The following is a 26,249-nucleotide window of genomic DNA, read 5'->3' as shown; positions in this document are numbered from 1 at the left end:
GAACCTACGCGTTGGCCGGGGCATTCCCGGCGGTCGCGGCGGCGTGGTCGAGCTCGGCGAGGTAGCGCTCGGCGTCGAGCGCCGCCGAGCAGCCGGTGCCGGCGGCCGTGATGGCCTGCCGGTAGGTGTGGTCGACCAGGTCACCGGCCGCGAACACGCCCCGGATGTTGGTGGCCGTCGAGCCGGGCTGAACGAGCACGTAGCCGTTGTCGTCGAGGTCGACCTGGCCGACCAGCAGCTCGGAGCGCGGCTCGTGCCCGATCGCGATGAACAGGCCGGTCGCCGGCAGCTCGCTGGTCTCGCCGGTGACGGTGTCCTTGAGGGTGAGCGACTCCAGGGAGTCCTCGCCGTTGATGGACTCCACGACGGAGTTCCACACGATCTCGAGCTTGGGGTCGGCGAACGCCCGCTCCTGCATGATCTTCGAGGCGCGCAGCTCGTCGCGACGCACGATCAGGGACACCTTGGAGCCGAACCGGGTGAGGAAGGTGGCCTCCTCGACGGCCGAGTCGCCGCCGCCGACCACCGCGATGTGCTGCTCGCGGAAGAAGAACCCGTCGCAGGTCGCGCAGTAGGAGACGCCGCGGCCGGAGAGCCGGTCCTCGTTGGGGAGGTCGAGCTTGCGATAGCCCGAGCCGGTGGACAGGATCACCGCGCGGGCGGTGTAGGTGTCGGTGGCGGTCTTGACGATCTTGATGTCGCCGGTGAGGTCGACCTCAACCACGTCGTCGGCGACCAGCTCGGCGCCGAACCGCTCGGCCTGGGCGCGCATCTCGTCCATCAGCGCCGGGCCCTGGATGCCGTCGCGGAAGCCGGGGAAGTTCTCCACCTCGGTGGTGTTCATGAGCGCGCCGCCGGCGGTGACCGAGCCCTCGAAGACGAGCGGGCTCAGCTGCGCCCGCGCGGCGTAGATCGCGGCGGTGTAGCCGGACGGCCCGGACCCGATGACGATGACGTTGCGGGGTTCGGACGTGACGGACTCGGACATGAGACTCCCAACGGGATCTGGTCAGCGGGATCTGACCGGCGGATCGGGTACGGCGGACACTTCGACAACGTGATCGTAGGCCGAGAGATTCCGCGGGCGGGGCGCCGGTCCGTGGACGGGCGCGGAGGGTGGGCGGCGCTCAGTCGGTCGCGGCGAGCGTGGTGGAGTGGATCACGTCGCCCGTGCCGCACGCGAGCACCTCCGCGACCTGGGTCGACCCGACCGGGAGCCGGAACGCGACCACGGCCGGCTTGCCGTCGTACTGGACGCCGACGAGGTAGCCGGGACCGAAGTCGGCGGGGTCGCACATGAAGCCGGCCGGGGAGGTGAGCGTCGCGCCGGAGTAGTCGACCTCGCGGGGGTGGGGCAGGTCGGCGCGCTGGAGGGCGACCAGGTCCTCGCGCAGGTGGGCGGCGCGCACCTCGCGCACCGGTTGGTCGGTGGGAACCCGCTGCGCCTCGACGGAGGGTGCGCCCGCGGCGTCGTCCCTGGTCGGCGCAGCGGCCTCGGGGGCCGTCTTCGCGGCCTCGTCCAGGGCACCGGCCGTGCCGGCGACGCCGGCGCTGTCGCGGGCCGACTCGTCGTGGGCCGCGTCGTGGGCGGCGGTCATGTCGTCCTGGCTCTGGTGGTCCGACACCATGCCGACGCCGACGCTCACCACGGCCACGGCCGCAGCGGCGCCGAGGAGCATCCGGACCCGTCGCCGCCGCCGGCGTGCCGCCGCGTCGAGGGGGACGACGACCGCCTCGGGATGCGACGCGTGCACCCCGCCGAGCGGGCGGGTGCCCGAGGTCCGCTCGGCGGCCAGGTCCGCGATCACGTCGTCGATCCGGGCGGCGACGTCGCCGGGCATGGGCACCGGGCCGCCCGCGTCCGCGAGGGCGCGGCGGATCGCTTCCTCCCGGGCGGGAGTCAGGGGCTCGGTGGCGTCGTTCATGGGGGTCCTGGCGTGGGGTCCCGGGCGGGACGGGGCGGGTGATCAGTCGACGGCGGTCCCGGCGGGTGGTCCGCGGGGCGTCACCGATCCGACGTCCGGTGCCGCGCTCGGGTTCCCGGTGACGTGGGGCGCGCGGTCCGCGGCCCCGTCGGCCCCGTCGGCCAGGTCGTCGAGCACGTCGGCGAGGAGCACCGCGAGCCGGGCCCGGCCCCGGGAGCAACGGCTCTTCACCGTGCCCTCGGCGCAGTCGAGGATCTGCGCGACCTCGGCGACCGGATAGCCCTCCATGTCGACGAGCACGATCGCCGCCCGTTGCTCCTCGGGCAGGGTCCGCAGCGCGGCGAGCACCTGCTGGCGGCGCTCGACGACCAGGCCGTGCTCGGCCGGGTCGGTCGGCTCGGCCGGGTCGGTCGGGGCGCCGGCGCTCGCGTGGTGCGCGTGACCGCCGGCGAGGTCGTCGAGGTCGTCGGGCAGTGGCTCGGCCCGGCGTACCTTCTCCGCGCGCAGGCGGTCGAGGCAGGCGTTGACGACGACCCGGTGCAGCCAGGTGGTCACCGCGGCGTCACCGCGGAAGGTCGCGGCGCGGCGGAACGCGGAGACGAGGCCGTCCTGGAGACCGTCGGCCGCGGTCTCGCGGTGGCCGCAGGTCCGCAGCGCGACCGCCCACAGCCGGTCGCGGTGGCGGGCGACCAGGGTGCCGAACGCCGTGGGGTCGCCGGCGACGTGCGCGTCGAGCAGCTGCTGGTCGCTCGGCTCGGCGGACTCACCCACCACGGACCACCACCTCGGAGACCTCGGCCCGGAAGTCGCTACCGACCTCGGGCAGGGCCGTCCACCACAGCACGAGGTAGCGAGCCGCCACCGGTTCCCCGGGCGTCAGCGTCAGCCTGCCGCCGCCGGTGTCGGTGGCGACCGGGGTGCCCGTGGGTGCCTGCGCGGGGGCGGTGGTGCCCGCCACGGGGTACAGGCCCACCCGGTTGGGGCCCATCACGCCCTCGTCGACCATGCGGACCTCGACGCCGGCCACGGTGCGGGCGCGGCCGAGGTCGAGGACCAGGCCGACGCCGGTCTTGATGCCGGTGGGGCCGAGCTGGTCGTAGTAGGTCTCGGTGCGCCAGCTGGTCCTCGGGTCGCCGTCGACCACGTTGCCCGACAGTGCCTGGTTCTCCTCGCCGTCGGTGCCGAGCGGGTCGATGGCGCTCGCCACGACCCCCTTGATCGCGCCGGCCCGTCCGCTCGTCGTCTCCGCGGTGCTCGGCGTCCGCTCCGGGTCGCCGCCGAGCACGGTCCGGCCGCGGCCGAGGTTGAACGCGATCGCCACGGCCACCAGCAGCAGCACCGCGAGGCCGACGGCCATCGCCAGGCGCAGCCAGCTGCGGCCGGGCACCGTCTCCACCTCGCCGGTCGCGCTCGGGTCGCCGGGGCCGGTGTCGGTGTCCCACGGCCAGAACCCGGTCGGCGTGGCGCCCGGCGGCGGGCCGCCGGGGGCGGGTTCGGCCGGCACGGGCGGCAGCCGGCGTCGTACGCCGTCGGGCGGGTCGGGCGCGAACAGCGGTCGCTCGGGCAGCTCCTCGAACGGGGGCGGCGGGGGCGGCGGGGTGCTCCGGGTCCGCAGCCAGGTCACGTCCTCGTCACCGAAGACGGGCATGCCGGCCTCGGTGGGGAGCTCGCTGACCAGCGGGATCGGCGGACCGGTGTCCTCGGGCGCGGGCTCCCGCTCGGGCTCCGGCTCCGACGCCGGCTCGGGCTCGGGCTCGGGCGCCGCCGGGACGACCGGGATGTCGTCGCGGGAGGCGTCGTGGGGCAGCGGGTCGGCCATGGCGGGCAGCCAGACCGGGCGCAGCTCGTTGATCGGCGGGATCGCGCGGGCCAACTTCTCCGGCATCCCGGTCGGGTCCCCGACGAAGGCCAGCAGCTCGGCGGCGATGCTGGCCGCGGAGGAGACGTCCGGATGGTCGGCGCCGCGTCGCCGCCACCGGGGCGCGGCGCTGCGCTGGTCGAGCTCGCGCCAGAGCACGTCGAGCGGCTGCGGGACGCCGGCGACCACCTGGCGCGGGCTGAGGGTGGTGTCGTTCTCGCGCGGCGCGGCCGGGACGATCGAGCCCGACGGGCCCGGCCAGGTCGCGGTCAGCGCGCAGTGCAGCAGCCCGCCGAGGTCCTCGAGGTCGCCCTGGACGTCGCCGGGCGAGAGCCCGTGCAGGGCGGCGTCGACGCACATCCCGATGATGCGCACCGCGCCGTACCGGTCGATGAGGACGTTCTCCGGGTTGAGCCGGCCGTGCGTCACCCCGGCCGCGTGCGCGCGGGCCAGGGCGTCGGCGATGTCGGCCACCAGCCAGGCGGCGTTGCGCGGGCTCAGCGGCCCGTCGTGGGTGACCAGGATGTCGAGGGAGATGCCGGTCCCCCACTCGTTGACCACGAAGCAGCGGCCGTCCTCCTCCTCGGCGTCGAGCACGCGCAGGATCCGGGGGTCGAGGACCCGGGCCGAGGTACGCGCGGCCTCCACCAGGTCGCGCGCCCGCGCGTCGTCCTGGTCGATGACGTGCAGCGCCACGAACCGTTCGAGCACCCGGTCGTGGGCACGCCAGAAGCGCCCGCCCCCGCTCTCGCTGAGCAGGTCGATCAACCGGTAGCGGCCGGCCAGGACATCGCCCGACCGCGTCGACGTCGCCACCTCGTCCCCCTACCGATCCATCCTCGAGTCCCTCCGGTCACCTTAGACCGGGCGCTGCCTGAACTATCGCCTGCGCAGCCGCCGGCCGACGGTGTCGGCGACGGACGTCACCTCGTCGAGGCCCAGCGGCCGGGAGACGCCCAGCAGGACGGCGCCCGCGCCGGCGCTGACCAGCGCCACCTCGAGCGCGGCCCACAGCCAGTTCGGGTGCGTGCCGACCAGCTCGACGACGGTGTCGGTGACCACGATGTCGAGGAACCGGGCGACCACGAACACGGCCACGCCGGCCGCCAGCAGGCGCAGCAGGAAACCGCGCCGGCGCCACACGGCGCCCTTCGGCAGGCCGCCGCGCCGCAGCGTGCGCAGCAGCACGACGGAGGAGAGGCTCGCGCCGACGGTGTACGCGCCGCCGTACGCCAGCACCAGCATCGGCGAGGTGTCCCACGGGTCGACCCGGCTGACGAACAGGAGCGCCAGGCTGATGTTGGTGGCCGCGATCGCGCACTGGACGAAGAAGACGATCTTGTTGAGCTCGAGGGCGTAGAACCCGCGCAGCACCAGGTAGTGGACGGTGAACGCGACGACTGCGAAGCCGAAGAGCACCATCGACGACTCGAAGCGGTGGACGTACGGCGCCGTCGCGCCGTGACCCCACACGACCTGGGCCAGCGGGAGCGCGATCGAGGGCAGCAGCGCCGCGAACGGGACGACGACCGACAGGGCAGTGCGCAGCGTCGAGCCGAGGGTGGTGGCGAGCCGGCCCATGTCGTCGCCGGCGGCGGCCGCGGACAGGCGCGGCAGGATCGCGGTCGCCAGGGAGACGGTGATGATCGAGTGCGGGACCATCGTCACCAGCATCACGTTCGAGTAGATGGTGATGCCGGTGCCGTCCTCGGCGGCGGCGGTGCCGCCCGACGCGAGACGCACCACGACGACGTACGCGATCTGGTTGACGACGACGAACAGCACCGTCCAGATCGCCAGGTGCAGGGTGTGGCCGAGCCCAACGCCGCGCCAGTCGAAGCGGGGCCGGACGCGCACCCCGGCCGCCCGCAGGTAGGGCAGCAGGATCAGCAGCTGGACGGCGATGCCGACGGTCGAGCCGATGCCGAGCAGGGCCTCCTGGCCGGAGGTGAACGCACCCCGCTGCTCGGCCGTCGTGGCCGGACCGAAGGCGACCAGGTAGGCCACCAGCACGGCGATCGAGATGACGTTGTTGGCGATCGGCGCCCACATCATCGGGCCGAACCGACCGCGGGCGTTGAGCACCTGCCCGACCAGCACGAACATGCCGTAGAAGAAGACCTGCGGCAGGCAGTAGCGCGCGAAGTCGATCGCCGACTGGCGCTGCTCGGCCAGCTCCGGTGCGTTGTAGCTCGGCACCAGCACCTGCATCACCAGCGGCGCGGCCACGACGAGCAGCACCGTCACCAGGCCCAGGAAGCAGGCGGCGAGGGTCATCACCCGGTCGACGTACGCCGCGCCGCCGTCGGGGTCGTTCTTCATCGAGCGGACCAGCTGCGGCACCAGCACCGCGTTGAACACCCCGCCCGCGAGCAGGATGTAGAGCATGTTCGGCACCGTGTTGGCCACGGTGAAGATGTCGGCGTGCAGCGAGATGCCGAGGGCGGCTGCGAGCAGGGTCGAGCGGATGAAGCCGCTGAACCGGGACACGATCGTGCCGGCCGCCATCACCGCGGTGTTGGCGAGGATCTTCTTCTGCTCCCCGCCGGACCCGGCGTCGCTGTCGGTCTCGCTCACGCGGTGACCTCGTCGGCGTCGTCGGGCATGCCGTCGCCGCGCGAGGCGCGGAACCGGCGGACCAGGCGGATGCCGATGGCGACGAACAGGATCCCGGCCCCGGTGCCGATGATCGCCCAGATCACGACGCCCACCTGGCCGGAGCGGATCGGCAGCTGGTCCTCGGCGCCGATCGGCGTACCGTCGGCGTCGGTCAGCCGGAGCCGGACGTTGTGGACGCCGGTGCCGTGCATGTCGGCGCTGATCGGGACCGACGAGCGGCTGTTGGCAGCCAGCACGATCGGGTTGGCGGCCTTGATCGTGGCGTCGGAGTCGGTGGCGGCCTCGATCCGCACGGTGACCGCATGGTCGAGGGTGTTGCGGATCGCGACGTTGAAGCTGCCGGAGCTGCTCGACAGGGTGACGCCCTGCGGCGCGTCGATGCTGACCTTGTCGAGCTGGTCGCTCACCCAGGAGCGGGACCGGGCCAGGCGCGGGGCGGCGTCGGCGTCGTCGCGCATGGCGTACGACGTCCCGGCGAGCGCCTCGCCGACCAGCGTGGTGCCGATCGTGTACTCCTCGCCGAGGATGCTCTGCAGCGACCGGCCGGACCGGATCAGCGCGCCCGCCTCGTCGAGGACGCTGGCGTCGAGCTGGGCCGCGACCTGGCCCTCGGGGTAGGTGAGGTCGTCGGGGTCGACCTGGCGCCCCGGGTCGCCCGGATCGGCGGCCAGCTCGTCGGTGCGGGTCAGTGTCGGCAGGTCGACCGGCCGGACCAGCGCGGGGTCGAGGCCGGTCCAGAACTCGTCGGCGCCGGCCGCGTCGATGCTGGAGGGCAGCACCACGGCGAGCGGCGCGGGGCGCTCGTCACCGGCGGCGAGGATCCGGACGGTCGCCTCGCTGAGCAGCCGCTGGCGCAGCGCCACCGGCGCCAGCGCCGGGTCGGGACCCGGACCGCCGCGGGCGGTCGCGGTGCTCGTGGGCACGACCGGCCGGTCCCCGACCAGGGGGCCGGCGGGCGGGCCGTCCGGGAAGGCGTCGGCGCCGAACACCTGGTCGCCGAGCAGCACGGTCGCGTCGTCGTCGACCTTCCCGATGGCGGCGGCGTCGAGATAGCCGTTGCGCGAGGCGACGACCGGGGTGCCCTCGACGCCCCAGGCGTCCAGGGTCGCCGTCGGGTGCTTGCGGGCGGTGCCGTAGAGGCTCGGCAGCGCGCGAGCGGCGGCGGCGAGGTCCGGGTCGCCGTACGGCAGGACGGCGACCGTGTCGTCGGGCAGCAGGGTGCCGGCGTTGCGCATCCAGGACTGTGCGGAGCGCACCAGCGGGCTGTCGGGCTCGAGGGTCGCGTTGCCGACGTCGGCCGCGTCGTCCCCGCCCTCGCCGGCGTCGTCGTCCCCGCTCTGCGATTCGCTGGGCGAGGGGCTCTCGCTCCCGGAGGGCTCGCCGGCCGGCGCGGCGGGCGCGATCTCCCGCACCGGGTTGCCGCTGGCGAGCTGGCTGACGGCGTCGGGCACCGCCGGGTCGACCAGCCAGGTCATCGGCGTGGTGCCGCCGGCGGCACCGAACGCGAGCGGCCCGCCGAGGCTGCCCTCCGGAGAGAGCGCGGCGTCCCACCAGCTGGTGCGGCCGAGCTCGCCGTCGGCGGAGTGCGCGACCCGGCCGCGCAGGGGGACGACGATGGCGGTGTCGACGGCCTGGCCGGCACCGGGGGCGACGTACGGCAGGAAGGTGCGGGCCCGGCCGTCGGCCAGCGTGTCGCGCCCGTCGGCGTTCTCGCCGAGCGCGTGCACCCCGAACCAGTAGACGCCGGTGGTCGGGTTGGGGAACTGCAGCCGCAGCACCCGCTGCGGGATCCGGATCGTGTACTCGGCGGACTCGCCGGGCCCGAGGGACGCGACCTCCGCGCGGACCTCGAGGTCCTCGGTGTAGCGCTGGCCGACCTCGGCCTCGGGGTCGGTGGCGATCGCAGAGGCCAGCTGCTTCTCGGCCGTCATCGGCGGCGCGGTCGACCCGAACATCGGGTAGAGGTTGACCCGCTGCCAGGTGTCGAGGTCGACGTTGGTCACGGTGCCGCTGATGACGAGCGGCCCGGAGCGCGGCAGCACGCCCGGCGTGAGCGCGTCGATGCTGACCTCGAGCGGCGGGTCGTACTCCGCGTTCTTCGGTGCGGCGTCGGCCGGCGTCGGGGGCGAGGCATGACCGGGCGCCGCCGGCAGTCCGACCGGGAGTCCGGCCGCGAGGACGAGAGCGGTCGCCAAGCCCGCGAGCAGGCGGGGAGGACGGCGGACCACGGACCGAGGGTAGTAGGGCCTCGGCTGTGCTCTCTCCTAGACTCTCCGCCCGTGACTGACACGCCTGACCCGACACGCTCCGGCGCCCCGCTGAGGCTGGTCGACGTCCAGGCCGCGGTCGCCGCCGAGCTGGACCGGATCGGCCCGGTGATCGACGAGCTCGGCGCGCTGTTCGCCGCGGCGGGCCACGAGCTCGCCCTGGTCGGCGGTCCGGTGCGTGACGCGATGCTCGGCCGGCGGTCCAACGACCTCGACTTCACCACCTCCGCGCGCCCCGAGCAGACCGACCGGATCCTCAAGGCCTGGGGCGACGCGTGGTGGGACATGGGCCGCGACTTCGGCACCATCGGCTGCCGCAAGGGCGAGTGGGTGGTCGAGGTGACGACGTACCGCTCCGAGTCCTACGACCCCGACTCCCGCAAGCCCGAGGTGCAGTACGGCGACACGCTGGCCGGTGACCTGGGCCGCCGCGACTTCACCGTCAACGCGATGGCAGTACGGCTGCCGGGTCGCGAGATCGAGGACCCGTACGGCGGCGTGCTGGACCTCGCCCACCGGGTGATCCGCACCCCCGGTACCCCGGAGCAGTCGTTCTCCGACGACCCGCTGCGGATGATGCGGGCCGCCCGGTTCGCCGCCCAGCTCGGCTTCTCGGTCGACCCGTCGGTCGTGCAGGCGATGACGGACATGGCCGATCGGATCCAGATCATCTCCGCCGAGCGGGTGCGCGACGAGCTGGTGAAGCTGGTCTGCGCGCCGCACCCGCGGCTCGGGCTGGAGCTGCTGGTCGAGACCGGGCTCGCCGACCGGGTGCTGCCGGAGCTGCCCGCGCTCAAGCTGGAGCGCGACGAGCACCACCGGCACAAGGACGTCTACGAGCACACGCTCACCGTGCTCGAGCAGGCGATCGACCTGGAGCCGCGGCTGCTGGAGCGCGCCGACATCCCGGGCCCGGACTTCGTGTCCCGCTTCGCCGCGCTCATGCACGACGTCGGCAAGCCACGCACCCGCCGCTTCCAGGACGACGGCGCGGTCACCTTCCACCACCACGACGTAGTCGGCGCCAAGCTGACCCGCAAGCGGATGAAGGCGCTCAAGTTCAGCAACGACCAGATCGATGCGGTCGGCGACCTGGTCGAGCTGCACCTGCGCTTCCACGGCTACGGCTCCGGCGAGTGGACCGACTCCGCGGTGCGCCGCTACGTCCGCGACGCCGGCGAGCAGCTCGAGCGACTGCACGTGCTCACCCGCGCCGACTGCACGACCCGCAACAAGAGGAAGGCCGACCGGCTCCGTCGTACCTATGACGACCTGGAGCTGCGTATCGACCGGCTCTCCGCGCAGGAGGAGCTGGCCTCGATCCGGCCCGACCTCGACGGCAACCAGATCATGACGATCCTGGGCATCGGGCCCGGCCGCGAGGTCGGCGAGGCCTACCGGTTCCTGCTCGAGCTGCGCCTCGACAACGGCCCGATGGCCGAGGCGGACGCGGACGCCGCGCTGCGGGAGTGGTGGGCCGCGCGCGGCTGAGCCGCCGCTACCAGGGCACCGGGCCGGCGGCGTCGAAGAAGCTGCCCGAGGGCCCGTCGTCGTCGAGGAGGGCCGCGCGCACGACCACGTCCGCGGCCTCGTCGGCGGGGGTCGGGGCCGCCGCCCGGTTCTCCGGGCCGCCGAGGTCGGTCTGCACCCAGCCCGGGCACACCGAGTTCACCTTGATCGGGGTGTCCGCGAGCTTCTTCGCGAGCGCGACCGTCAGCCCGTTGAGCGCGGCCTTCGACGCCTGGTAGGCCGGCACCACCAGGGAGTGGTACGGCGAGGCGGGGTCGAGCTGGTCGCTGAGCGAGCCCATCCGGCTGGAGACGTTCACGATGCGTCCCCGCTCCGAGCGGGTCAGCAGGGGGAGCACTGCCTGGGTCACCCCGACCGCCCCGAGCACGTTGGTGCGGAAGGTGCGTGCGAAGAGCTCGGGGTCGAGCGGGTCGGTGGCGTGCGTGGCGGTCGCCTCGGGCAGGATGCCGGCGTTGTTGACCATGATGTCGAGCCGGCCGTGCTCGCGCCGGATCCGCTCGCCGGCTGCGCGGATGCTCTCCTCGTCGTCCACGTCGAGCGGGACGGCGCTGGCCCACACCCCCGCCGACCGCAGGCCGAGGACGGCCTGGTGCGAACGCTCCGCGTCCCGCGCGCCGATCACGACGCTCACGCCCTTCCGTCCGAGGCTGCGCGCCGTCGCGAGGCCGAGGCCGCGGTTGCCGCCGGTGACGAGGGCGACCCTCGGGTTCATCGTCGTTGTCGTCATGCCTCCAGCCTCGCGCGGCGGGAGGGCGCCGGTCTGGCGGCAATCGGACGTCGCAGGCTGTGCGGGGGGTCACATACCGCCGGTCTGCTACCTGCGGGTAGGTTGCCCGCAACCGCCCTGTTCCCACGGAAGGCAATCGCCATGGCTGACACCTACGAGAAGCTCATCGAGGACTCGATCGAGATCTCCGCTCCCGTCGACAAGGTGTGGAGCCTGGTCACCGACATCCCGGCGATGGCGAAGTGGAGCCCGCAGGTCGTGAAGTCGACGGTGAAGGGCGGCGTGGTCAAGAAGGGCGCCACCTTCACCAACCTCAACAAGCAGGGCATCAAGCGTTGGCCGACCGCCGGCAAGGTCGTCCGCTTCCAGCCCCCGGCCGGTGCGACGCCGGGCGACTTCGCCTTCCGGATCCGCGAGAACCGGACCATCTGGTCCTTCGAGCTCGAGGCGACGGCCGACGGCGGCACCCGGCTGACCGAGCGCCGCGAGACCCCCGACGGCATCTCCGGCGTCTCGATGCTGCTCACCAAGGTCGTCCTGGGCGGCCAGGAGCCGTTCACCGACGAGCTGCGCCGCGGCATGCGGCAGACCCTCGAGCGGATCAAGGCCGAGGCCGAGGCCTGATCCTGACCGCTCCTCTGGTCTCATAGGCGCGTGAGCCAGGACCGTCCCCCGCGCCCGCGGCCCGCGGCGGTCCCCGCCACGAGCCGGGCGACGACGATCGCGACCCTCGCGGTCGTGCTGCTCGTCCTGGTCGGCGTGGCCGTCGTGCTGCTGTTGCCGGACGGCGGCGACGCCCCGGGCGGTCGTCCCAGCGCGCCGGGCAGCACCGTCCCCCCGCCGCCGTCCTCGGGCTCCACGCCCACCCGGACCGAGCCGCTGCCGCCCGTCCCGACGCTCCCGGCGCCGACCTGCCCGGCCCGCGCGCCGGTCCAGCTCACGGTCCTCACGTTCAACATCCACTTCGGCACCAGCCACACCGGCCGGATCGAGCTGAACCGGATCGCCCGGGAGATCCGCGCCTGGCAGCCCGACGTGGTCCTGCTCCAGGAGGTCGACAAGGCCCGACCGGTCAGCGGCGACCTCGACCAGGCGGCGGTGCTGGGGGCCAAGACCGGCCTCCACCACGTTTACGGCGGCAACTCGCGCAACACCGGCGCCGGACCCCGCGGCAACGCGATCCTGACCCGGTTCCCGATCGCGGCCGCCACCAACACCCACCTGCCGATGGCGGGCGGCAAGGAGCTGCGCGGGCTGCTGCACGCCCAGCTCGACGTGGGCGGCGTACCGGTCAGCGTCTATGCCAGCCACTTCGACCACCGCAGCCGCGAGGCGCGCCGGGTCCAGGCGAAGAAGGTGGTCGGACTGATGGCCGCCGACCCGCTGCCCAAGCTCTTCGGCGGCGACCTCAACACCGGCCCCGACTCGCGCCCGATCGCGATCCTCAAGCGCTCCGGCCTCGGCGACTCGTGGGCGGTCGGCTCCGGCAAGGGCGCCACCGTCCCCGCCGAGCGACCCGGCAGCCGGATCGACTTCATCCTCCACGACGGCTGGTTCACCCCGGTCCAGGCCGAGGTGCTGTTCTCGGCCGTCTCCGACCACCGGGCCGTGTGGACCCGGATGCAGCTCCAGCCGCCGCCGGCCTGCGGGTGACCTGGAGGTGAAATGCACATCGCCCCGGTTCGGTGTCCGAAACGGGGCGATGCGGGTGGTGTGGACTCGAGGTCCCTCACCTGGTTTCGACGCGCCCGTCGCGACTTCGTTCCTCAGTCGCGGGGCTTGCTCAACCTGCGGGCGTCGTGGTGACCGAGCTCGTTCCTCGCTCGGTCACACGCCCTTGATGAAGGCCTCGAGCTGGGCGCGGCCCTCGGTGTCCTCGATCTGCACCGGCGGGCTCTTCATGAGGTACGCCGAGGCGGGGATGATCGGGCCGCCGATGCCGCGGTCCTTGGCGATCTTGGCGGCGCGGACGGCGTCGATGATGATGCCGGCCGAGTTCGGGGAGTCCCAGACCTCGAGCTTGTACTCGAGGTTGAGCGGGACGTCACCGAAGGCGCGACCCTCGAGGCGGACGTAGGCCCACTTGCGGTCGTCGAGCCACGCGACGTAGTCGGACGGGCCGATGTGGACGTTGCGGTCGTCGGCACCCACGCCGGCCAGCGGGCCGTTGAGGTTCGACGTGACGGCCTGGGTCTTGGAGATCTTCTTCGACTCCAGGCGCTCGCGCTCGAGCATGTTCTTGAAGTCCATGTTGCCGCCGACGTTGAGCTGGTAGGTGCGGTCCAGCACGACGCCGCGGTCCTCGAACAGCTTCGCCATCACGCGGTGGGTGATGGTGGCGCCGACCTGCGACTTGATGTCGTCACCGACGATCGGGACGCCGGCGTCCTCGAACTTCTTGGCCCAGACCGGGTCGGAGGCGATGAAGACGGGCAGGGCGTTGACGAAGGCGACACCCGCGTCGATCGCGCACTGGGCGTAGAACTTGTCGGCCTCCTCGGAGCCCACCGGCAGGTAGGAGACGAGGACGTCGACCTTGGCGTCCTTGAGCACCTGGACGACGTCGACCGGCTCGGCGCCGGACTCCTCGATGGTCATCCGGTAGTACTTGCCGAGACCGTCGAGCGTCGGGCCGCGCTGGACCTCGACGCCCAGCGTCGGGACGTCGGCGATCTTGATGGTGTTGTTCTCCGAGGCGTTGATGGCCTCGGACAGGTCCTTGCCGACCTTCTTGTCGTCGACGTCGAACGCGGCGACGAACTCAACGTCGCTCACGTGGTAGTCGCCGAACTGGACGTGCATGAGCCCCGGGACGGTGCTCGCGGCATCGGCGCCCCGGTAGTACTGCACGCCCTGGATGAGGGACGTGGCGCAGTTGCCCACGCCGGCGATCGCTACTCGAACCGAACCCATGGGGTTTCCTTCCTTGGTACTCATGACATCTCGTGAATGACAGGTGCTGACCTGTTCCGTTGTGCGGTGCCGGTCAGGACGGCGTCGACGGTGCTGGCGTCGGCGTCTCCGGTCCGGGTGGTGCCTGCTGGCCGCTGCGCTCGGCGTTGATGAGCTCCGAGAGCCACCGGACCTCACGCTCGACCGACTCCACCCCGTGACGCTGCAGCTCGGCGGCGTACCGGTCGGCCTCGGCCTGCGTCATCATCAGCTCGCGCTGGACGCGGTCGAGCCGCTCCTGGAGCCGGGAGCGGCGTCCTTCGAGGACGCGCAGCCGGATCTCCATGTCGGTGGAGGAGAAGAACCGGAACCTGATGTCGAAGTTGTCGTCCTCCCAAGCGGTCGGACCCACCTCCGACATCAGGCGCGAGAACTCCTGGGTGCCCAGGTCGGTCACCTGGTAGACGATCCGCTGCCGGCGGGTCTGCGGACCCGACGGCACGGTCTCCTCGATGAGGTTGCCGCGGAGCATCTTCTTCAGCGCGGGATAGAGCGAGCCGTACGACAGCAGCCGGCCCCAGCCCAGCATCAGGTTGAGCCGCTTGCGCAACTCGTAGCCGTGCATGGGTCCCTCGTGCAGCAGTCCGAGGACTGCGAGCTCGATGGTGTCCCCGCGCCGTGCCATGCGACCTATCGTAGCGATATATCCGCGGGACGTGAACTTCCGATGGATCGGGAGTGTCGGCACGGGGGGTTGGACGACGAAACTCGCGCCTGGACGAGGAAGCTTCCTCGTCCCAGCGTGAGTTTCACCGGCCGGCCGGTGAAACTGTCCCCACCCCCTGGACCGACCCCGCCCCGGCCGCCCCTGGTCCGGCGACAGCGATCCGGGAATCGGGTCGGCCGAGGCCCGCGCCGTACCCTGTCCTGCGTGGTTCAGGGAAAACGGAAGACCGGCGCGCCGACCAAGAGGTCGAAGGCGCGCTCGAAGGACCGTGCGCCGCTCACGTGGAAGCAGTGGCTCAAGCGGATCACCGTCTGGGGCCTGATCGCCTCTGTGGTGATGGCCCTGCTCGGTGCGGCCGGCTTCTTCGTCGCCTACCGGTCGATCGATATCCCCGACCCCAACGCCGAGTTCCTGACCGAGACCACGAAGGTCCTCTACGCCGACGGCAAGGGCCAGCTCGGCCAGTTCGCGGTGCAGAAGCGTGACTCGATCGACTACGACGAGATGCCGCAGTACGTGAAGGACGCGGTGGTCGCGGCGGAGAACCAGACGTTCTGGACCGACAACGGCCTGGACCCGAAGGGCATCCTGCGGGCGGCGTTCAGCAACGCCCAGGGCAACGCGACCCAGGGTGCCTCGACGATCACCCAGCAGTACGTGAAGATCCTGTACCTCACCCAGGAGCGCACCTGGAAGCGCAAGCTCAAGGAAGCGATCCTCTCGCTGAAGGTGAAGAACCAGCTGAGCAAGCAGGACGTGCTCGAGGGCTACCTGAACACCATCTACTTCGGCCGCGGCGCGTACGGCATCCAGGCCGCCGCCCAGGCCTACTTCGCCAAGGACGCCGCCGACCTCGACCTGGCCGAGTCCGCGGCCCTGGCCGCGATCCTCAACAACCCCAACGGGCTCGACCCCGCCGACGGTGACGACGTGGTCCAGCGCCTGCTCGGTCGCTACCAGTACGTGCTCGACTCCATGGTCAAGATGGGCACCGCCCCCGCGGGCGAGGTCTCCCAGGTCCGCGAGGCGCTGCCGAAGTTCCCGAAGGTCAAGCAGAGCGAGCAGTACGGCGGCCAGCGCGGCCACGCGCTCACCATGGTCCGCCAGGAGCTGCTGCGCATGGGCTTCAGCGAGCAGGAGATCAACGGCGGCGGCCTCCAGGTCACCACGACCTTCACCAAGAAGGCGATGGCCGCGGCCGCCGACGGTGTCGCCGAGGCGCGTCCGGAGGGGTTCGGCCCCAAGCAGCTGCACGTCGCGGTCGCGTCGGTGCAGCCCGGAACCGGCGCGGTGCGCGGCTTCTACGCCGGCCAGGACTACCTGCTCTCGCAGATCAACTGGGCGGTGTCCGGCGGCCAGGCCGGGTCGACGTTCAAGCCGTTCGCGCTCGCGTCGGGGATCGAGTCGGGCTTCGAGCTCAAGGACACCTTCGACGGCAACTCCCCCTACGAGCTGCCCGGCGGTGGCCGCCCGATCGAGAACCAGGGCGACCACAGCTACGGCCGGGTCAACCTGATCAAGGCCACCGAGGACTCGATCAACACCGCCTACATCGACATGACCCTGGCGATGCCCGACGGGCCGAACCAGATCATCGCCACCGCCAACGCGATGGGGATCCCGCCGGCCGAGCCGGCCTCGCCGGCGTACGGCATCCCGACCTCGAGCCCCGGCTTGCAGCCCAACACCGGTGTCGCGCTCGGCTCGCAGACGGTCAGCCCGATCAACATGGCCAACGGCTACGCGACCATCGCCAACCGCGGGGTCGCCGCCGACGCCTACATCATCGAGAAGGTCGTGGACCGCGACGGCGTCGTGCGCTTCACCCACGAGAACGCCACGCACGAGGCGCTCAGCGAGGGCATCGCCGACGACGTCGGCTACGCCCTGCAGCAGGTCGTGCGGTCCGGCTCCGGTACGGCGGCCCTGGGCCTGGACCGGCCCGCCGGCGGCAAGACCGGCACCGCCACCAACGGGAACGGCGAGGTCTCCTCGGCGTGGTTCGTGGGCTACACGCCCCAGCTGGCGACCGCGGTGATGTACGTGCGCGGCAAGGGCAACGAGCAGCTCAAGGACTGGCTGCCGTCGTACTTCGGTGGCGCCTACCCGGCCGAGACCTGGACCGCGGTGATGACCCGCGCCCTCGACGGCACCGACGTCGAGGAGCTGCCGCCGGCCGCCTACGTGAAGGGTGAGGCGCCGAGCGACGGCCACGAGTACGTCCCGCCGCCGCCCCCGCCGCCGAAGAAGCCGAAGAAGCCCAAGGAGACGAAGACGCCGGAGGCTCCCCCGACGGAGCTGCCGCCGCCTCCCCCGCCGACCACCGAGCTGCCGCCGCTGCCGACGGACACCGTGCCGACGACGCCGACGACGCCGACCGCACCGGGCACGCCGTTCACTCCGCCCGGCCAGAAGCCGCGCGTGCGCCAGGGCCGCCGCCGTCCGGCCACCCGCTGAGGGAACGGTGACCCACGTCCACCCGACGCGTGACGACGCGGTCGTCACGGCGCTGAGCGAGGTCGTCGGTGGTCCGATGGGCGAGCGGGCGCGGCCGCACCGGTGGTGGACGCCGGCGCGGGTGCTGCTGCTGCTGACGGCGGTGGTGTTCGCCGCCGGCCTGGTCCAGAAGGCGCCGTGCTCGCTGGCCCAGGGACGCGACCAGAACTGGGTCTACTCCCACATGTGCTACACCGACCTCAAGCCGCTCTACGTGCCGCGGGGTCTGGCCGAGCACGCCTGGCCCTACTCCGACGACGCGCAGACCCGGGCCCGCTACGAGGTGATGGAGTACCCCGTCGGTATCGCCTACTGGGCGTGGGGCACCGCGTGGATCACCCACGGGCTCAACGGGTCACCGGACGTCGCGGCGCGCTCCAAGGCCCCGGTCTCCGACCTGTACGGCGACCCGGCGGTCCAGGACGAGGAGAACATCTTCCTGCTCGTCAACGCCGTGGGCTTCGCCGCGCTCGCGCTGCTGTCGACCTGGCTGCTGGCGGGGGTGAACCGGTCGCGGCCCTGGGACGCCGCGGCGTTCGCCCTGTCCCCCGCCCTGCTGCTGACCGGCCTGATCAACTGGGACCTGCTCGCCGTCGTCCTCGTCGCGGGGGCGCTGTGGGCCTGGTCGCGGGACCGGCCGCTGCTCACCGGCGTGCTGATCGGCCTGGGGACGGCGACCAAGCTCTACCCGCTGTTCCTGCTCGGCGGGCTGCTCGTGATCTGCCTGCGCCAGCGCCGCCTCGGCCGGTTCGTGGTGGCGGCGCTGGCCTCGGTCGCCGCCTGGGCGGTGGCCAACGCGCCGGCGTACCTCAGCGGCGCGGAGCAGTGGAAGGTGTTCTGGTCGTTCAACGCGCAGCGGCCGGCCGACCTCGGCTCGCTGTGGCTGCTCGTCGACCAGGCCGGCGACCTCGGCATCGCGGCGCACACGATCAACATCTGGTCGTGGGCGCTATTCGGCGCGTGGTGCGTCGGGGTGTTCGTGATCGGCATGACCGCCGGGCGTTCCGGTGCGGTGCCGACGGTCCCGCGGCTCGCGCAGCTGGGCTACCTGGTCGTGGTCGGCTTCCTGCTGGTCAACAAGGTCTACTCGCCGCAGTACGTCCTGTGGCTGCTCCCCCTCGCTGTCCTGGCCCGGCCCCGTTGGCGCGACCAGATCATCTGGCAGGCCAGCGAGGTCTTCTACTTCTGCACCGTCTGGTGGTACCTCGGCGGCTACCTCGCCCCGGCCGGCGGCGGCGACGCCGGGTTCTACTGGGTCGGCATCGTGGTCCGGGTCCTCGGCGAGCTCTACCTCGCCGCCGTCATCGTGCGCGACCTCTACCGCCCCAGCCACGACCCGGTCGTGCTCGAGCGGGTCGAGCCGGGGCGGGTCGTGGAACCGCACCCCATGCGAATCGGCGGCTGATCGCCCCCATCCGCGACCAATACGCATGGGGTGCGGTCACAGGATCAGCCGGAGACGACGACCCGGTCGAACGCGGTGGCGGTGTAGCGGACCCGCACGTCGACGTCCTCGCCGACCTCGGGCACCCGGGCGCCGTGCGGGACGAACAGCATCGATGCCTGCATGTGCGGGGGCTCGGCGAAGAGCCGCTGCTTGCCGTCGATGGCGTACGGCGAGCGCACGAAGCCGACCGCGTCGAGTCCGCCGCGGGCCAGCGTCGCGGCCCGCGCCTTGATCGACTGCTCGCCGGTCGGTGCCTCCAGGCCGATGCCGTGGGCGGTGCCGCCGCTGACGACGAGCACGTGGCCCGACTTCGGGGCGGTGCGGCCGCGGTAGCCGAACGCGTCGCCACGCTCGACCGGGTGGACGTCGAGGACGGTCGCGGTGACCCGCAGGGCGCCGCGGTCACCGAGCCACAGACCGGTGCCGATGCGGGGACGGACCGTGAAGTCGCCGTACTGGCTGCGCAGGGTGGCCAGCTCGGCACCGCTGAGGTGGCTGACCCAGACCTCGGGCCTCCCGTGGACGGGGACCTCGGCACCGACGAAGTCGTTGACCAGGCGGGTGACCTCGCCGAGGTGGGTGCCCTGCCCGAGCGGCAGGTGGAGGGCCAGGCCCTCCACCCGGGCACCCGGGTGCTTGCGGAGCAGGTCGCCGGCCTCCCACAGCTCGCGGGCGGCCATGCCGTGGCGGCGCATCGAGGTCATCCGCTCGAGCACGATCCGCGCAGCCGGGTCGGCGTGCAGCAGGTCGCGCAGGTCGCTCAGCCGGCTGACCGTGTGGACCAGGCGCCGGCGGGTCGCGGCATCGGGCAGCGGCACCCACGGGCGCCACGGGGTGAGCACGAGCAGGTCGCCGTGCCAACGCTGGGCGACCTCCGGCAGCTCGTCGTAGGTGCCGACGGCGAGGGTGCGTACGTCGTGGCCGCGGTCGGCCAGCCACTGCGTCTTGCGGGCCAGCCGGCCCAGCGTGAAGCCGTAGCCGTTGCCCTTCGCGACCGGGACGATCCCCGGCTGGGCGTCGGCGACCGCCTCGAGGTGGGCCCGCCAGCGCGGGCCGTCGACGGTGAGGGTCAGCCCGCCGGTCGAGCCTGTCGAGACCATCAGCCCCTCCGCTGCAGGTAGACCTGGAACGCCTTGTAGAGCACGCGGTTGACCGGCAGGTCCCACTCGCCGGCGTACTCGACCGCCTCGCCGCCGGTGCCGACCTTGAACTGGATCAGCCCGACGTGGGCGTCGTCGGCGTCCAGGGTCTCGGTGATGCCGCGCAGGTCGTAGACGGCGGCGCCGGCGGCGATCGCGTCGCGGATCATCGCCCACTGGATCGCGTTGGAGCCGCGCACCTCGCGCTTCTCGGTGGACGAGGCGCCGTAGGAGTACCAGGCGTGCTCGCCGACCCGGATCGCGATGGTGGCGGCCACCAGGTCGCCGTCGTGGCGGGCCAGCCAGAGGGTGAACCGCTCGGGGTCGTCGGCGCACAGGGCGTCGTACATGGTCTCGAAGTAGCGCAGCGGGCGCGGCGTGAAGTGGTCGCGCTGGGCGGTGTGGACGTAGAGCCCGTGGAACGCCGACAGGTCCTCCCGCGTGCCGCGGGTGACCTCGACGCCCTCCTTGACGGCCTTCTTGATGTTGCGGCGCCACAGCTGGTTCATGCCCTTGAGGACGTCGTCCTCGCTGCGCTGGGTGCCGTCGGCGGAGCGGAGCGGGATCTGGAACACGAACTGCGGCTGCCCGGCGGCGAAGCCGCCCTCGACCCCCTGGTGGCGCCAGCCGAGCTCGTGGAGCTGGGCGACCACGCGAGCCCCCACGGGCGTGCGTTCGGCGGGCGGGATCTCGCCGAGGAGGCGCACCGACGGGTCGGCGATGCCGTCCTTGACCTGTGCCGTGGTCCAGCGTCGGGTGACCACCGGAGGACCGATCCGGACGGCGAACGCGCCCTGCTCCTTGAGGTGGCGCACCATCGGGTCGAGCCAGGCGTCGAGGTCGTCGCTCTCCCAGTCGATGACCGGTCCCTCGGGCAGGTAGGCGAGGTAGCGGTTGAGCTTGGGGAGCTTGCGGTACAGCACCAGCGCGACGCCGACCTGCTTTCCCGCGTCGTCGAACCAGCCGAGCGACTCGCTGCGCCACTCGCTCTTCACCCGCGCCCAGCCGGGCGTCTGCAGGAAGCTGGCGGACGGCAGCGTGGCGAGGTGGTCGCGGTGCTCGGTCGGACTGATCGGGCGCACGCTGGGCATGGGGCCAACCTATCGGGCCGGTGGCGCGGGGCTGAGCCCCGGCGACCGGGGTACCGCGTCGCCATGACCGCTCCCCGTCCCCTCGGCTACTGGCTGATCACCTTGGACCGCCTGCTCGAGGAGCAGGTCGAGGACGCCGTCGCCGCGCGGGGTCTGACCCGTCGGGAGTGGCACGCCCTGGGCCGGCTCGAGCACGGCGCGGTGGCCGAGGAGGTCGCGGAGGAGATGCTGCCGGCGCTCGAGCGCCTCGTCTCGGGCGGGCTCGTCGAGCTGCGCAGCGGCGAGTACCGGCTCACGGAGTCTGGCAGCGAGCTGGTCGGCGAGCTCCAGACCGGTCCGGTGCAGGCGGTCGCCGAGCGGGCGGCCGAGGGCCTGTCGGCGGACGAGTACGACGCGCTGCTGGGCTCGCTCGAGCGGGTCGCGACCAACCTGGGCTGGCTCGCGTCCCGGCCGGACTCCTAGGACACCGCCTCGTCCCCCTCGGGCACGTCCTGGGGACCGGTCCGGGCGTCGGGACCCTGCGCGCGCACCCGCTGGACGTGCTCGAGCGAGTCGCGCAGCTCGCTCAGCCAGTCGTCGGCGTGCTGCTGGACCAGCCGCACGCACCAGGCCAGCGCCTCGCTGCGGCTACGGGCGACGCCGCCGGCGATCAGGGTGTCGAGGACGACCCGCTCCGGCTGGCGCAGCCGGGTCATCACCGGCACCGCCAGGTGGGTGAACAGGGTCCGGGTGCCGTCGCACTCGACACCCCAGGCGACCTTCTGGTCGAACTGCCGCTCCGCCTCGCGGGCGATGGCGATCCGTACGTCGCGGGTGCGCTCGCGGAACTCCTGGATCCGTCCCTGGACGGCGGCGGCGCGCTCGGTCGCCGAGGCGTCCTCGGCGAGCGTCGGGGCCGCGATGCGGCCGATGACGGTGATCTCCTCGCGGTCGACGGTGACCTCCGCCAGGGACGCGAACAGGTCCGCCGGCAGCCGTCCGGTGAACCAGCCGCGGATCTGATCGCGCTGCTCGGTTGTAATCATGTAATCGACATTACGCCGATCTGCGGGCAGGGCAAGGGCTCCGACCGCGGAGCCGGAGCCGGGGCGGGCAGCCGGGGCGCGGAGCCCGGGTCAGAGCCGCTCACGCAGCCAGGCGAAGTCGGCGGCGTGCTCCGCGGCCCCGCCCGGCGTCTCGCAGACCACCGGCGCACCGGCGTCCCGCACGACCTGGGCCAGCAGGTCGGGGTCGATCTGGCCGGCGCCGAAGTTGGCGTGCCGGTCGGCGCCGGAGTCGAACGCGTCGCGGCTGTCGTTGGCGTGGACCAGGTCGATGCGGCCGGTGATCGCGCGGATGTCCTCGACGATCGTCTCCAGCGCGTTGCCGCCGGCGTGGGCGTGGCAGGTGTCGAGGCAGAAGCCCACCATGTCGGCGCCCTCGGCCGACGCGATGGCGTCCCAGGTGCCCTTGATCCGCTCGAGGTAGCGGGTCATCGCGTTGGTGCCGCCGGCGGTGTTCTCGATGAGCAGCGGCACCTTGATGTCGGTCGCCTCGATCGCCTTGCGCCAGTTGTCGAAGCCCTTCGCCGGGTCGTCGTCGTCGGTGACGTGGCCGCCGTGCACGATCAGGCCCTTGGCGCCGAGCTCGGCCGCGGCGTCCATGTGCTGCTGGAGCAGCTTGCGGCTCGGGATCCGCTGGCGGTTGTTGGTCGTCGCGACGTTGATCAGGTACGGCGCGTGCACGTACAGGTCCACGCCCGCCGCCTCGGCCGCGGCGCGCAGCGCGGCCGGGCCGCCGTCGTACGCGAGGACGGGGCCTTTGTAGGACTGCGGGTTGCCGAGGAAGAACTGCACCAGGGGGGCGTTGCGGGCCGCCGCCTCGGCGATCGGGTCGGTCTGGTCGACGTGGGCTCCGATGCGCAGCTCGCTCATGCGGTCATCGTAAGGACGGGCCCGGACAGTGCTGTCCCGCAGTGTCCTCACTTGTCCCGCCGCTGTCCTGTCTTCACCGCATTTCCTCGTGGAGAGGGGCATCCGGGCACTAACGTCCTCGCGTGACCACCCTCCATGTCACCTCGGGCGGCCGGACCTGGTCGTTCGAGGAACCCCGCACCGTCAGCATCGGCCGCGACACTTCCTGCGACATCGTCCTCACCGCGCCCTCGGCCTCGCGGCAGCACGCGCAGCTGCGCTCGGACGGCTCCGGCTGGGTGCTGGTCGACACCGGTTCGAGCGGCGGCACCTTCCTGGGCGGCGCCCGGGTCAGCGAGATCCGGCTGACCGGGCCGACCAGCGTCCGCTTCGGCGGCGTGGACGGCGAGGAGGTCGTGCTGACCCCGGCCGGCGCCGTGCGCCCCGCCGCACCGGACCCGGCCCAGCTGCCGCCGCCGGGCCTGGCCCAGACCATGCTGCCCGGCACCGGGCCGGTGGGCCCCGGGTACGTCAACGGGCCCGGGCTGCTGGTGCGCGTCGGTGGCTCCTCGACGCGGTTCCCCCCGGGCGTCGTCGTACGGATCGGCCGCGACCCGGGCAACGAGGTCGTCGTCGACGACCCGTCCGTCTCCCGCCTGCACGGCGTGGTCGAGGGCCGCCCCGACGGCTGGTGGTACGTCGACCGGTCCAGCGCCGGCACCTTCCTCGAGGAGGACCGGGTCACCCAGCGCAGGCTCGAGGAGCCGATCACGCTGATGCTCGGTCACCCGACCGCGGGTGCCGAGGTCGAGGTGGTCCCGATCGTGGCCGCCGGCGTCGCCCAGAAGTCGATCGCAAAGAAGAAGCGCAAGCGCACCGCCGCCCTCGTCGGCGCCGTCGTGGCCGCGCTGGTCCTGGCCGGCGGTGGCGTCACGGCCGCGGTCCTGCTCGGCGGCGACGACTCCCCCGCGAACGACGGCCCGAACGAGGCGGCCGGGCTCAGCACCGCCGAGCTCGACCGGGCCAAGCTCGCCAGCGTCCTGATCATCGCCGTCGACGACAGCGGCGAACCCCTCTACACCGGCTCGGGCACGATCATCAGCGAGGACGGGCTGATCCTTACCAACGCCCACGTCGGCAAGCCCAGCGCGCCGGGGCAGCAGGGCGGCGAGGAGGATCCCGCGGGCCTCCTGGTCGCGCTCACCTCCGCCGCCGACGACAAGCCGGCCGCGCCGTCGTACTCCGCGGAGGCGATCGTCGCCGACGGCGTTCTCGACCTCGCGGTCCTCAAGATCACCGCCGACGCCGAGGGCAAGAAGATCGCCGAGGAGGACCTCGACCTGCCGCGGCCCGTCGAGCTCGGCGACAGCGACGAGCTGCGCACCGGCGACGAGCTGACCGCGCTCGGCTTCCCCGCCGTCGCGCACGTCGCCTCCGACGACGGCCTCGACCGGGCGCTGACCGTGACCCGCGGCGTCGTGTCCACCTTCCTCAAGGAGGCGGCCGTCCCCGGCAACCGGGCCTGGATCGACAGCGACATCCGGATCGGCTCCGGCAACTCCGGCGGTGCCTCGATCAACGAGGACGGCGAGCTGGTCGGCATCAACAGCGCGGTCGTCACCGAGTCGACCGTCGGCGACAGCGGCGAGGGCGGCGCGTTCACCGGCGGCTCCGCGCGGATCCGGCCGGTCAACCTGACCGAGGACATCATCGCGATCGCGGAGAAGGGCGGCGACCCGGAGTACGTCTCGCCGTACCTCGACGACGTGCCGGAGCCCCCGGCCGACCCGATGGGCCAGGCCAGCGCCGCCCCCTCGGGCTGGACCACCGACGGCAACAGCGACTGCTCGACGACCAGCACGCTCGACGACCCGCAGGTGCTCGGCGGCGTGAGCCTCCCGGCCACGCTGTACGCCCACTTCGCGGTCACCGGGCTGCCCGACGGGACGCCGTTCACGATCGAGCTCTACAACCCCGAGGGCGAGCTGCTCGGCTCGCTGGACGGGTCGTGGGACCTCGGCTCCGACGAGGTCTGCGCCTCGGTCTCGCTCGACGTGCCCGAGGGCCTGGCGGGCGCGATCGCGGTGCTCGTCATCGACGAGACGCAGATCCAGAACCCGGTGCTGTTCGGGTAGCACGCCCGTCCCCGGCCCGCCGAGGTCGGGATTCGGCCCGGGCGGGCGGGCGCTGTTAGCCTGTCCCGTCCGGTGCCGCTGGCGCCGTACGCGTCTGCTGGGCCGAACCAGCAGGCAAGCAAGGCCCTCCTGCCGTGGAAAGTCCGCGGCCGCCTGAGTCCAGAGGAGGTGGAGACCGCTTTGCGCAACTATGAAGTCGTGGTCATCCTCGACCCGAGCCTCGACGAGCGGACGGTTCAGCCGTCGCTCGACAAGTACCTGAACGTCGTCCGCAACGACGGCGGCACGGTCGACAACGTCGACGTGTGGGGCAAGCGCCGCCTGGCGTACGAGATCAAGAAGCACGCCGAGGGCATCTACGCCATCGTCAAGCTGACCGCCGCCCCGGCGACGGTCGATGAGCTCGACCGTCAGCTGACCCTCAACGAGTCCGTCCTGCGGACCAAGGTCCTGCGACCCACCGTCTGAGGAACTGAAGAGATCGTGCCTGTGGACGACGGCTACCCGATGTCGGACGTCCACGACACGATGGGAGCCGTTGTCCGGGTCTGACCCGGCACGCCCGTTCATTCCACCCTCACCAGGAGACCCCCATGGCTGGCGACACCGTCATCACCGTCATCGGCAACCTCACCGACGACCCCGAGCTTCGGTTCACCCCGTCGGGCGCGGCTGTCGCCAACTTCACGGTGGCCTCGACGCCGCGCTCCTTCGACCGTCAGACCAACGAGTGGAAGGACGGGGACACCCTGTTCCTGCGCTGCTCGGTCTGGCGCCAGGTCGCGGAGAACGTCGCCGAGTCCCTCCAGAAGGGCATGCGCGTCATCGTGCAGGGCCGTCTGGTGTCGCGCTCGTACGAGACCCGTGAGGGCGAGAAGCGCACGGTCAACGAGCTGCAGGTCGACGAGATCGGCCCGTCGCTGACGTGGGCGACCGCCAAGGTCACCCGCGCGAGCCGCTCCGGCGGCGGCGGTGGGTACGGCGGCAACCAAGGTGGCGGCAACCAGGGCGGTGGCCGTCCCGCGGGTCAGGACCCGTGGGGCAGCGCCCCGTCCGGTGGCGGCAACCAGGGTGGCGGTTCCAACTACGGGGGCGGCGCACCGGCCAACGACCCGTGGGCCGCGCCGGGCGTCTCGTCGAGCGACGAGCCCCCGTTCTGAGGCTCGCACCTCAACCACCGATACAACCAACCATTCCGGCCGCCTTCTGACTGACGCGGCCGGGCTCTGAGGAGGAGCACCACAATGGCGAAGGCAGTCGTCCGCAAGCCGAAGAAGAAGGTTTGCCAGTTCTGCAAGGAGAAGGCCACCGGTGTCGACTACAAGGACACCGCCCTTCTGAAGAAGTTCATCTCCGACCGCGGCAAGATCCGCGCCCGTCGGGTGACCGGCAACTGCGTCCAGCACCAGCGGGACGTCGCGATCGCGGTGAAGAACGCCCGCGAGGTCGCGCTGCTGCCCTACACCTCCGCCGGTCGCTGAGCAGAGTCAGAGAAGGAGAGCTG

Annotated in this window: 23 protein-coding genes; 10 read left to right on the top strand and 13 right to left on the bottom strand. The window is 72.5% G+C overall.

Features of this window, described 5'->3' with window-relative positions:
• Positions 1-4: 4 nt before the first annotated feature.
• The 6 genes from trxB to KU893_RS13485 all read right to left on the bottom strand — a co-directional run bounded on the left by trxB (position 5) and on the right by KU893_RS13485 (position 8,630).
• On the bottom strand, positions 5-988 hold the full coding sequence (gene trxB / locus KU893_RS13510; RefSeq protein WP_218234894.1) for a thioredoxin-disulfide reductase: 984 nt from the start codon (positions 986-988) through the stop codon (positions 5-7).
• A gap of 139 nt (positions 989-1,127) precedes the next feature.
• Positions 1,128-1,925 carry a hypothetical protein gene (locus tag KU893_RS13505; protein WP_218234893.1) on the bottom strand — a complete coding sequence of 266 codons (798 nt, stop codon included), beginning with the start codon at positions 1,923-1,925 and terminating at the stop codon, positions 1,128-1,130.
• Between the two features lie 42 nt (positions 1,926-1,967).
• Entirely contained in the window at positions 1,968-2,699 is a 732-nt protein-coding gene (gene sigM / locus KU893_RS13500; protein WP_218234892.1) for an RNA polymerase sigma factor SigM, read from the bottom strand.
• A complete protein-coding gene (locus KU893_RS13495) occupies positions 2,689-4,599 on the bottom strand; it encodes a protein kinase family protein (RefSeq protein WP_218234891.1) in 1,911 nt (636 codons plus the stop codon). The genes sigM and KU893_RS13495 overlap by 11 nt, the downstream gene beginning before the upstream one ends.
• 63 nt (positions 4,600-4,662) lie before the next feature.
• Entirely contained in the window at positions 4,663-6,360 is a 1,698-nt protein-coding gene (murJ, locus tag KU893_RS13490) for a murein biosynthesis integral membrane protein MurJ (RefSeq protein ID WP_257441425.1), read from the bottom strand.
• Entirely contained in the window at positions 6,357-8,630 is a 2,274-nt protein-coding gene (locus tag KU893_RS13485; protein ID WP_218234924.1) for a DUF6049 family protein, read from the bottom strand. Before KU893_RS13485 ends, murJ begins: the two co-directional genes overlap by 4 nt.
• A gap of 90 nt (positions 8,631-8,720) precedes the next feature.
• Between KU893_RS13485 and KU893_RS13480 the strand changes: the two genes are divergently transcribed.
• On the top strand, positions 8,721-10,160 hold the full coding sequence (locus tag KU893_RS13480; protein ID WP_246592623.1) for a CCA tRNA nucleotidyltransferase: 1,440 nt from the start codon (positions 8,721-8,723) through the stop codon (positions 10,158-10,160).
• Positions 10,161-10,167: 7 nt separating this feature from the next.
• On the opposite strand, the gene KU893_RS13475 is transcribed toward KU893_RS13480, so the two are convergent.
• Positions 10,168-10,926: an SDR family oxidoreductase gene (locus tag KU893_RS13475; RefSeq protein WP_218234890.1), complete on the bottom strand. Its 759-nt coding sequence runs from the start codon at positions 10,924-10,926 to the stop codon at positions 10,168-10,170.
• A gap of 141 nt (positions 10,927-11,067) precedes the next feature.
• Between KU893_RS13475 and KU893_RS13470 the strand changes: the two genes are divergently transcribed.
• Positions 11,068-11,550 (top strand): SRPBCC family protein, encoded by a 483-nt coding sequence (locus KU893_RS13470; RefSeq protein ID WP_218234889.1) that lies wholly within the window; start codon positions 11,068-11,070, stop codon positions 11,548-11,550.
• A 30-nt stretch (positions 11,551-11,580) separates the two neighbouring features.
• Positions 11,581-12,579 carry an endonuclease/exonuclease/phosphatase family protein gene (locus tag KU893_RS13465; protein ID WP_218234888.1) on the top strand — a complete coding sequence of 333 codons (999 nt, stop codon included), beginning with the start codon at positions 11,581-11,583 and terminating at the stop codon, positions 12,577-12,579.
• Between the two features lie 174 nt (positions 12,580-12,753).
• Here the strand turns inward: KU893_RS13465 and KU893_RS13460 are convergent, their stop codons facing one another.
• Positions 12,754-13,839, bottom strand: a complete 1,086-nt coding sequence (locus KU893_RS13460) for an inositol-3-phosphate synthase (protein ID WP_218234887.1) — start codon at positions 13,837-13,839, stop codon at positions 12,754-12,756.
• A 73-nt stretch (positions 13,840-13,912) separates the two neighbouring features.
• Positions 13,913-14,503 (bottom strand): PadR family transcriptional regulator, encoded by a 591-nt coding sequence (locus KU893_RS13455; RefSeq protein ID WP_218234886.1) that lies wholly within the window; start codon positions 14,501-14,503, stop codon positions 13,913-13,915.
• Between the two features lie 246 nt (positions 14,504-14,749).
• Between KU893_RS13455 and KU893_RS13450 the strand changes: the two genes are divergently transcribed.
• Complete coding sequence (locus tag KU893_RS13450; RefSeq protein ID WP_257441424.1) at positions 14,750-17,002, top strand: transglycosylase domain-containing protein; 2,253 nt, start codon at positions 14,750-14,752, stop codon at positions 17,000-17,002.
• Between the two features lie 7 nt (positions 17,003-17,009).
• Positions 17,010-18,446 (top strand): glycosyltransferase family 87 protein, encoded by a 1,437-nt coding sequence (locus tag KU893_RS13445; protein WP_257441423.1) that lies wholly within the window; start codon positions 17,010-17,012, stop codon positions 18,444-18,446.
• A gap of 44 nt (positions 18,447-18,490) precedes the next feature.
• On the opposite strand, the gene KU893_RS13440 is transcribed toward KU893_RS13445, so the two are convergent.
• Together KU893_RS13440 and KU893_RS13435 are read right to left on the bottom strand one after the other, a co-directional pair.
• A complete protein-coding gene (locus KU893_RS13440; protein ID WP_218234885.1) occupies positions 18,491-19,588 on the bottom strand; it encodes an alanine racemase in 1,098 nt (365 codons plus the stop codon).
• Positions 19,588-20,718: a lipid II:glycine glycyltransferase FemX gene (locus KU893_RS13435; protein WP_218234884.1), complete on the bottom strand. Its 1,131-nt coding sequence runs from the start codon at positions 20,716-20,718 to the stop codon at positions 19,588-19,590. Before KU893_RS13435 ends, KU893_RS13440 begins: the two co-directional genes overlap by 1 nt.
• 63 nt (positions 20,719-20,781) lie before the next feature.
• Between KU893_RS13435 and KU893_RS13430 the strand changes: the two genes are divergently transcribed.
• On the top strand, positions 20,782-21,180 hold the full coding sequence (locus KU893_RS13430) for a MarR family winged helix-turn-helix transcriptional regulator (protein WP_218234883.1): 399 nt from the start codon (positions 20,782-20,784) through the stop codon (positions 21,178-21,180).
• Here the strand turns inward: KU893_RS13430 and abmR are convergent.
• Together abmR and KU893_RS13420 are read right to left on the bottom strand one after the other, a co-directional pair.
• A complete protein-coding gene (gene abmR, locus KU893_RS13425) occupies positions 21,177-21,743 on the bottom strand; it encodes an ATP-binding transcription factor AbmR (protein ID WP_218234882.1) in 567 nt (188 codons plus the stop codon). The two genes, KU893_RS13430 and abmR, sit on opposite strands and share 4 nt — an antisense overlap.
• Positions 21,744-21,833: 90 nt before the next feature.
• Positions 21,834-22,631 carry a deoxyribonuclease IV gene (locus tag KU893_RS13420; RefSeq protein ID WP_218234881.1) on the bottom strand — a complete coding sequence of 266 codons (798 nt, stop codon included), beginning with the start codon at positions 22,629-22,631 and terminating at the stop codon, positions 21,834-21,836.
• 122 nt (positions 22,632-22,753) lie between these two features.
• On the opposite strand from KU893_RS13420, the gene KU893_RS13415 reads away from it, so the two are divergent.
• From KU893_RS13415 to rpsR, 4 genes are all read left to right on the top strand, one after another.
• Entirely contained in the window at positions 22,754-24,745 is a 1,992-nt protein-coding gene (locus KU893_RS13415; protein WP_218234880.1) for an FHA domain-containing protein, read from the top strand.
• Between the two features lie 180 nt (positions 24,746-24,925).
• Positions 24,926-25,213 carry a 30S ribosomal protein S6 gene (gene rpsF, locus KU893_RS13410; protein WP_139623520.1) on the top strand — a complete coding sequence of 96 codons (288 nt, stop codon included), beginning with the start codon at positions 24,926-24,928 and terminating at the stop codon, positions 25,211-25,213.
• A 125-nt stretch (positions 25,214-25,338) separates the two neighbouring features.
• Positions 25,339-25,905 (top strand): single-stranded DNA-binding protein, encoded by a 567-nt coding sequence (locus KU893_RS13405; protein ID WP_218234879.1) that lies wholly within the window; start codon positions 25,339-25,341, stop codon positions 25,903-25,905.
• 84 nt (positions 25,906-25,989) lie between these two features.
• Positions 25,990-26,226: a 30S ribosomal protein S18 gene (rpsR, locus tag KU893_RS13400; RefSeq protein ID WP_141796553.1), complete on the top strand. Its 237-nt coding sequence runs from the start codon at positions 25,990-25,992 to the stop codon at positions 26,224-26,226.
• Positions 26,227-26,249: the final 23 nt, after the last annotated feature.

The sequence above is a fragment of the Nocardioides daeguensis genome, assembly GCF_019192965.1.
GTDB lineage: Bacteria > Actinomycetota > Actinomycetes > Propionibacteriales > Nocardioidaceae > Nocardioides > Nocardioides daeguensis.
Note: the sequence above shows the minus strand (reverse complement) of the source record. Positions and strands in the feature narration are given on the sequence as shown.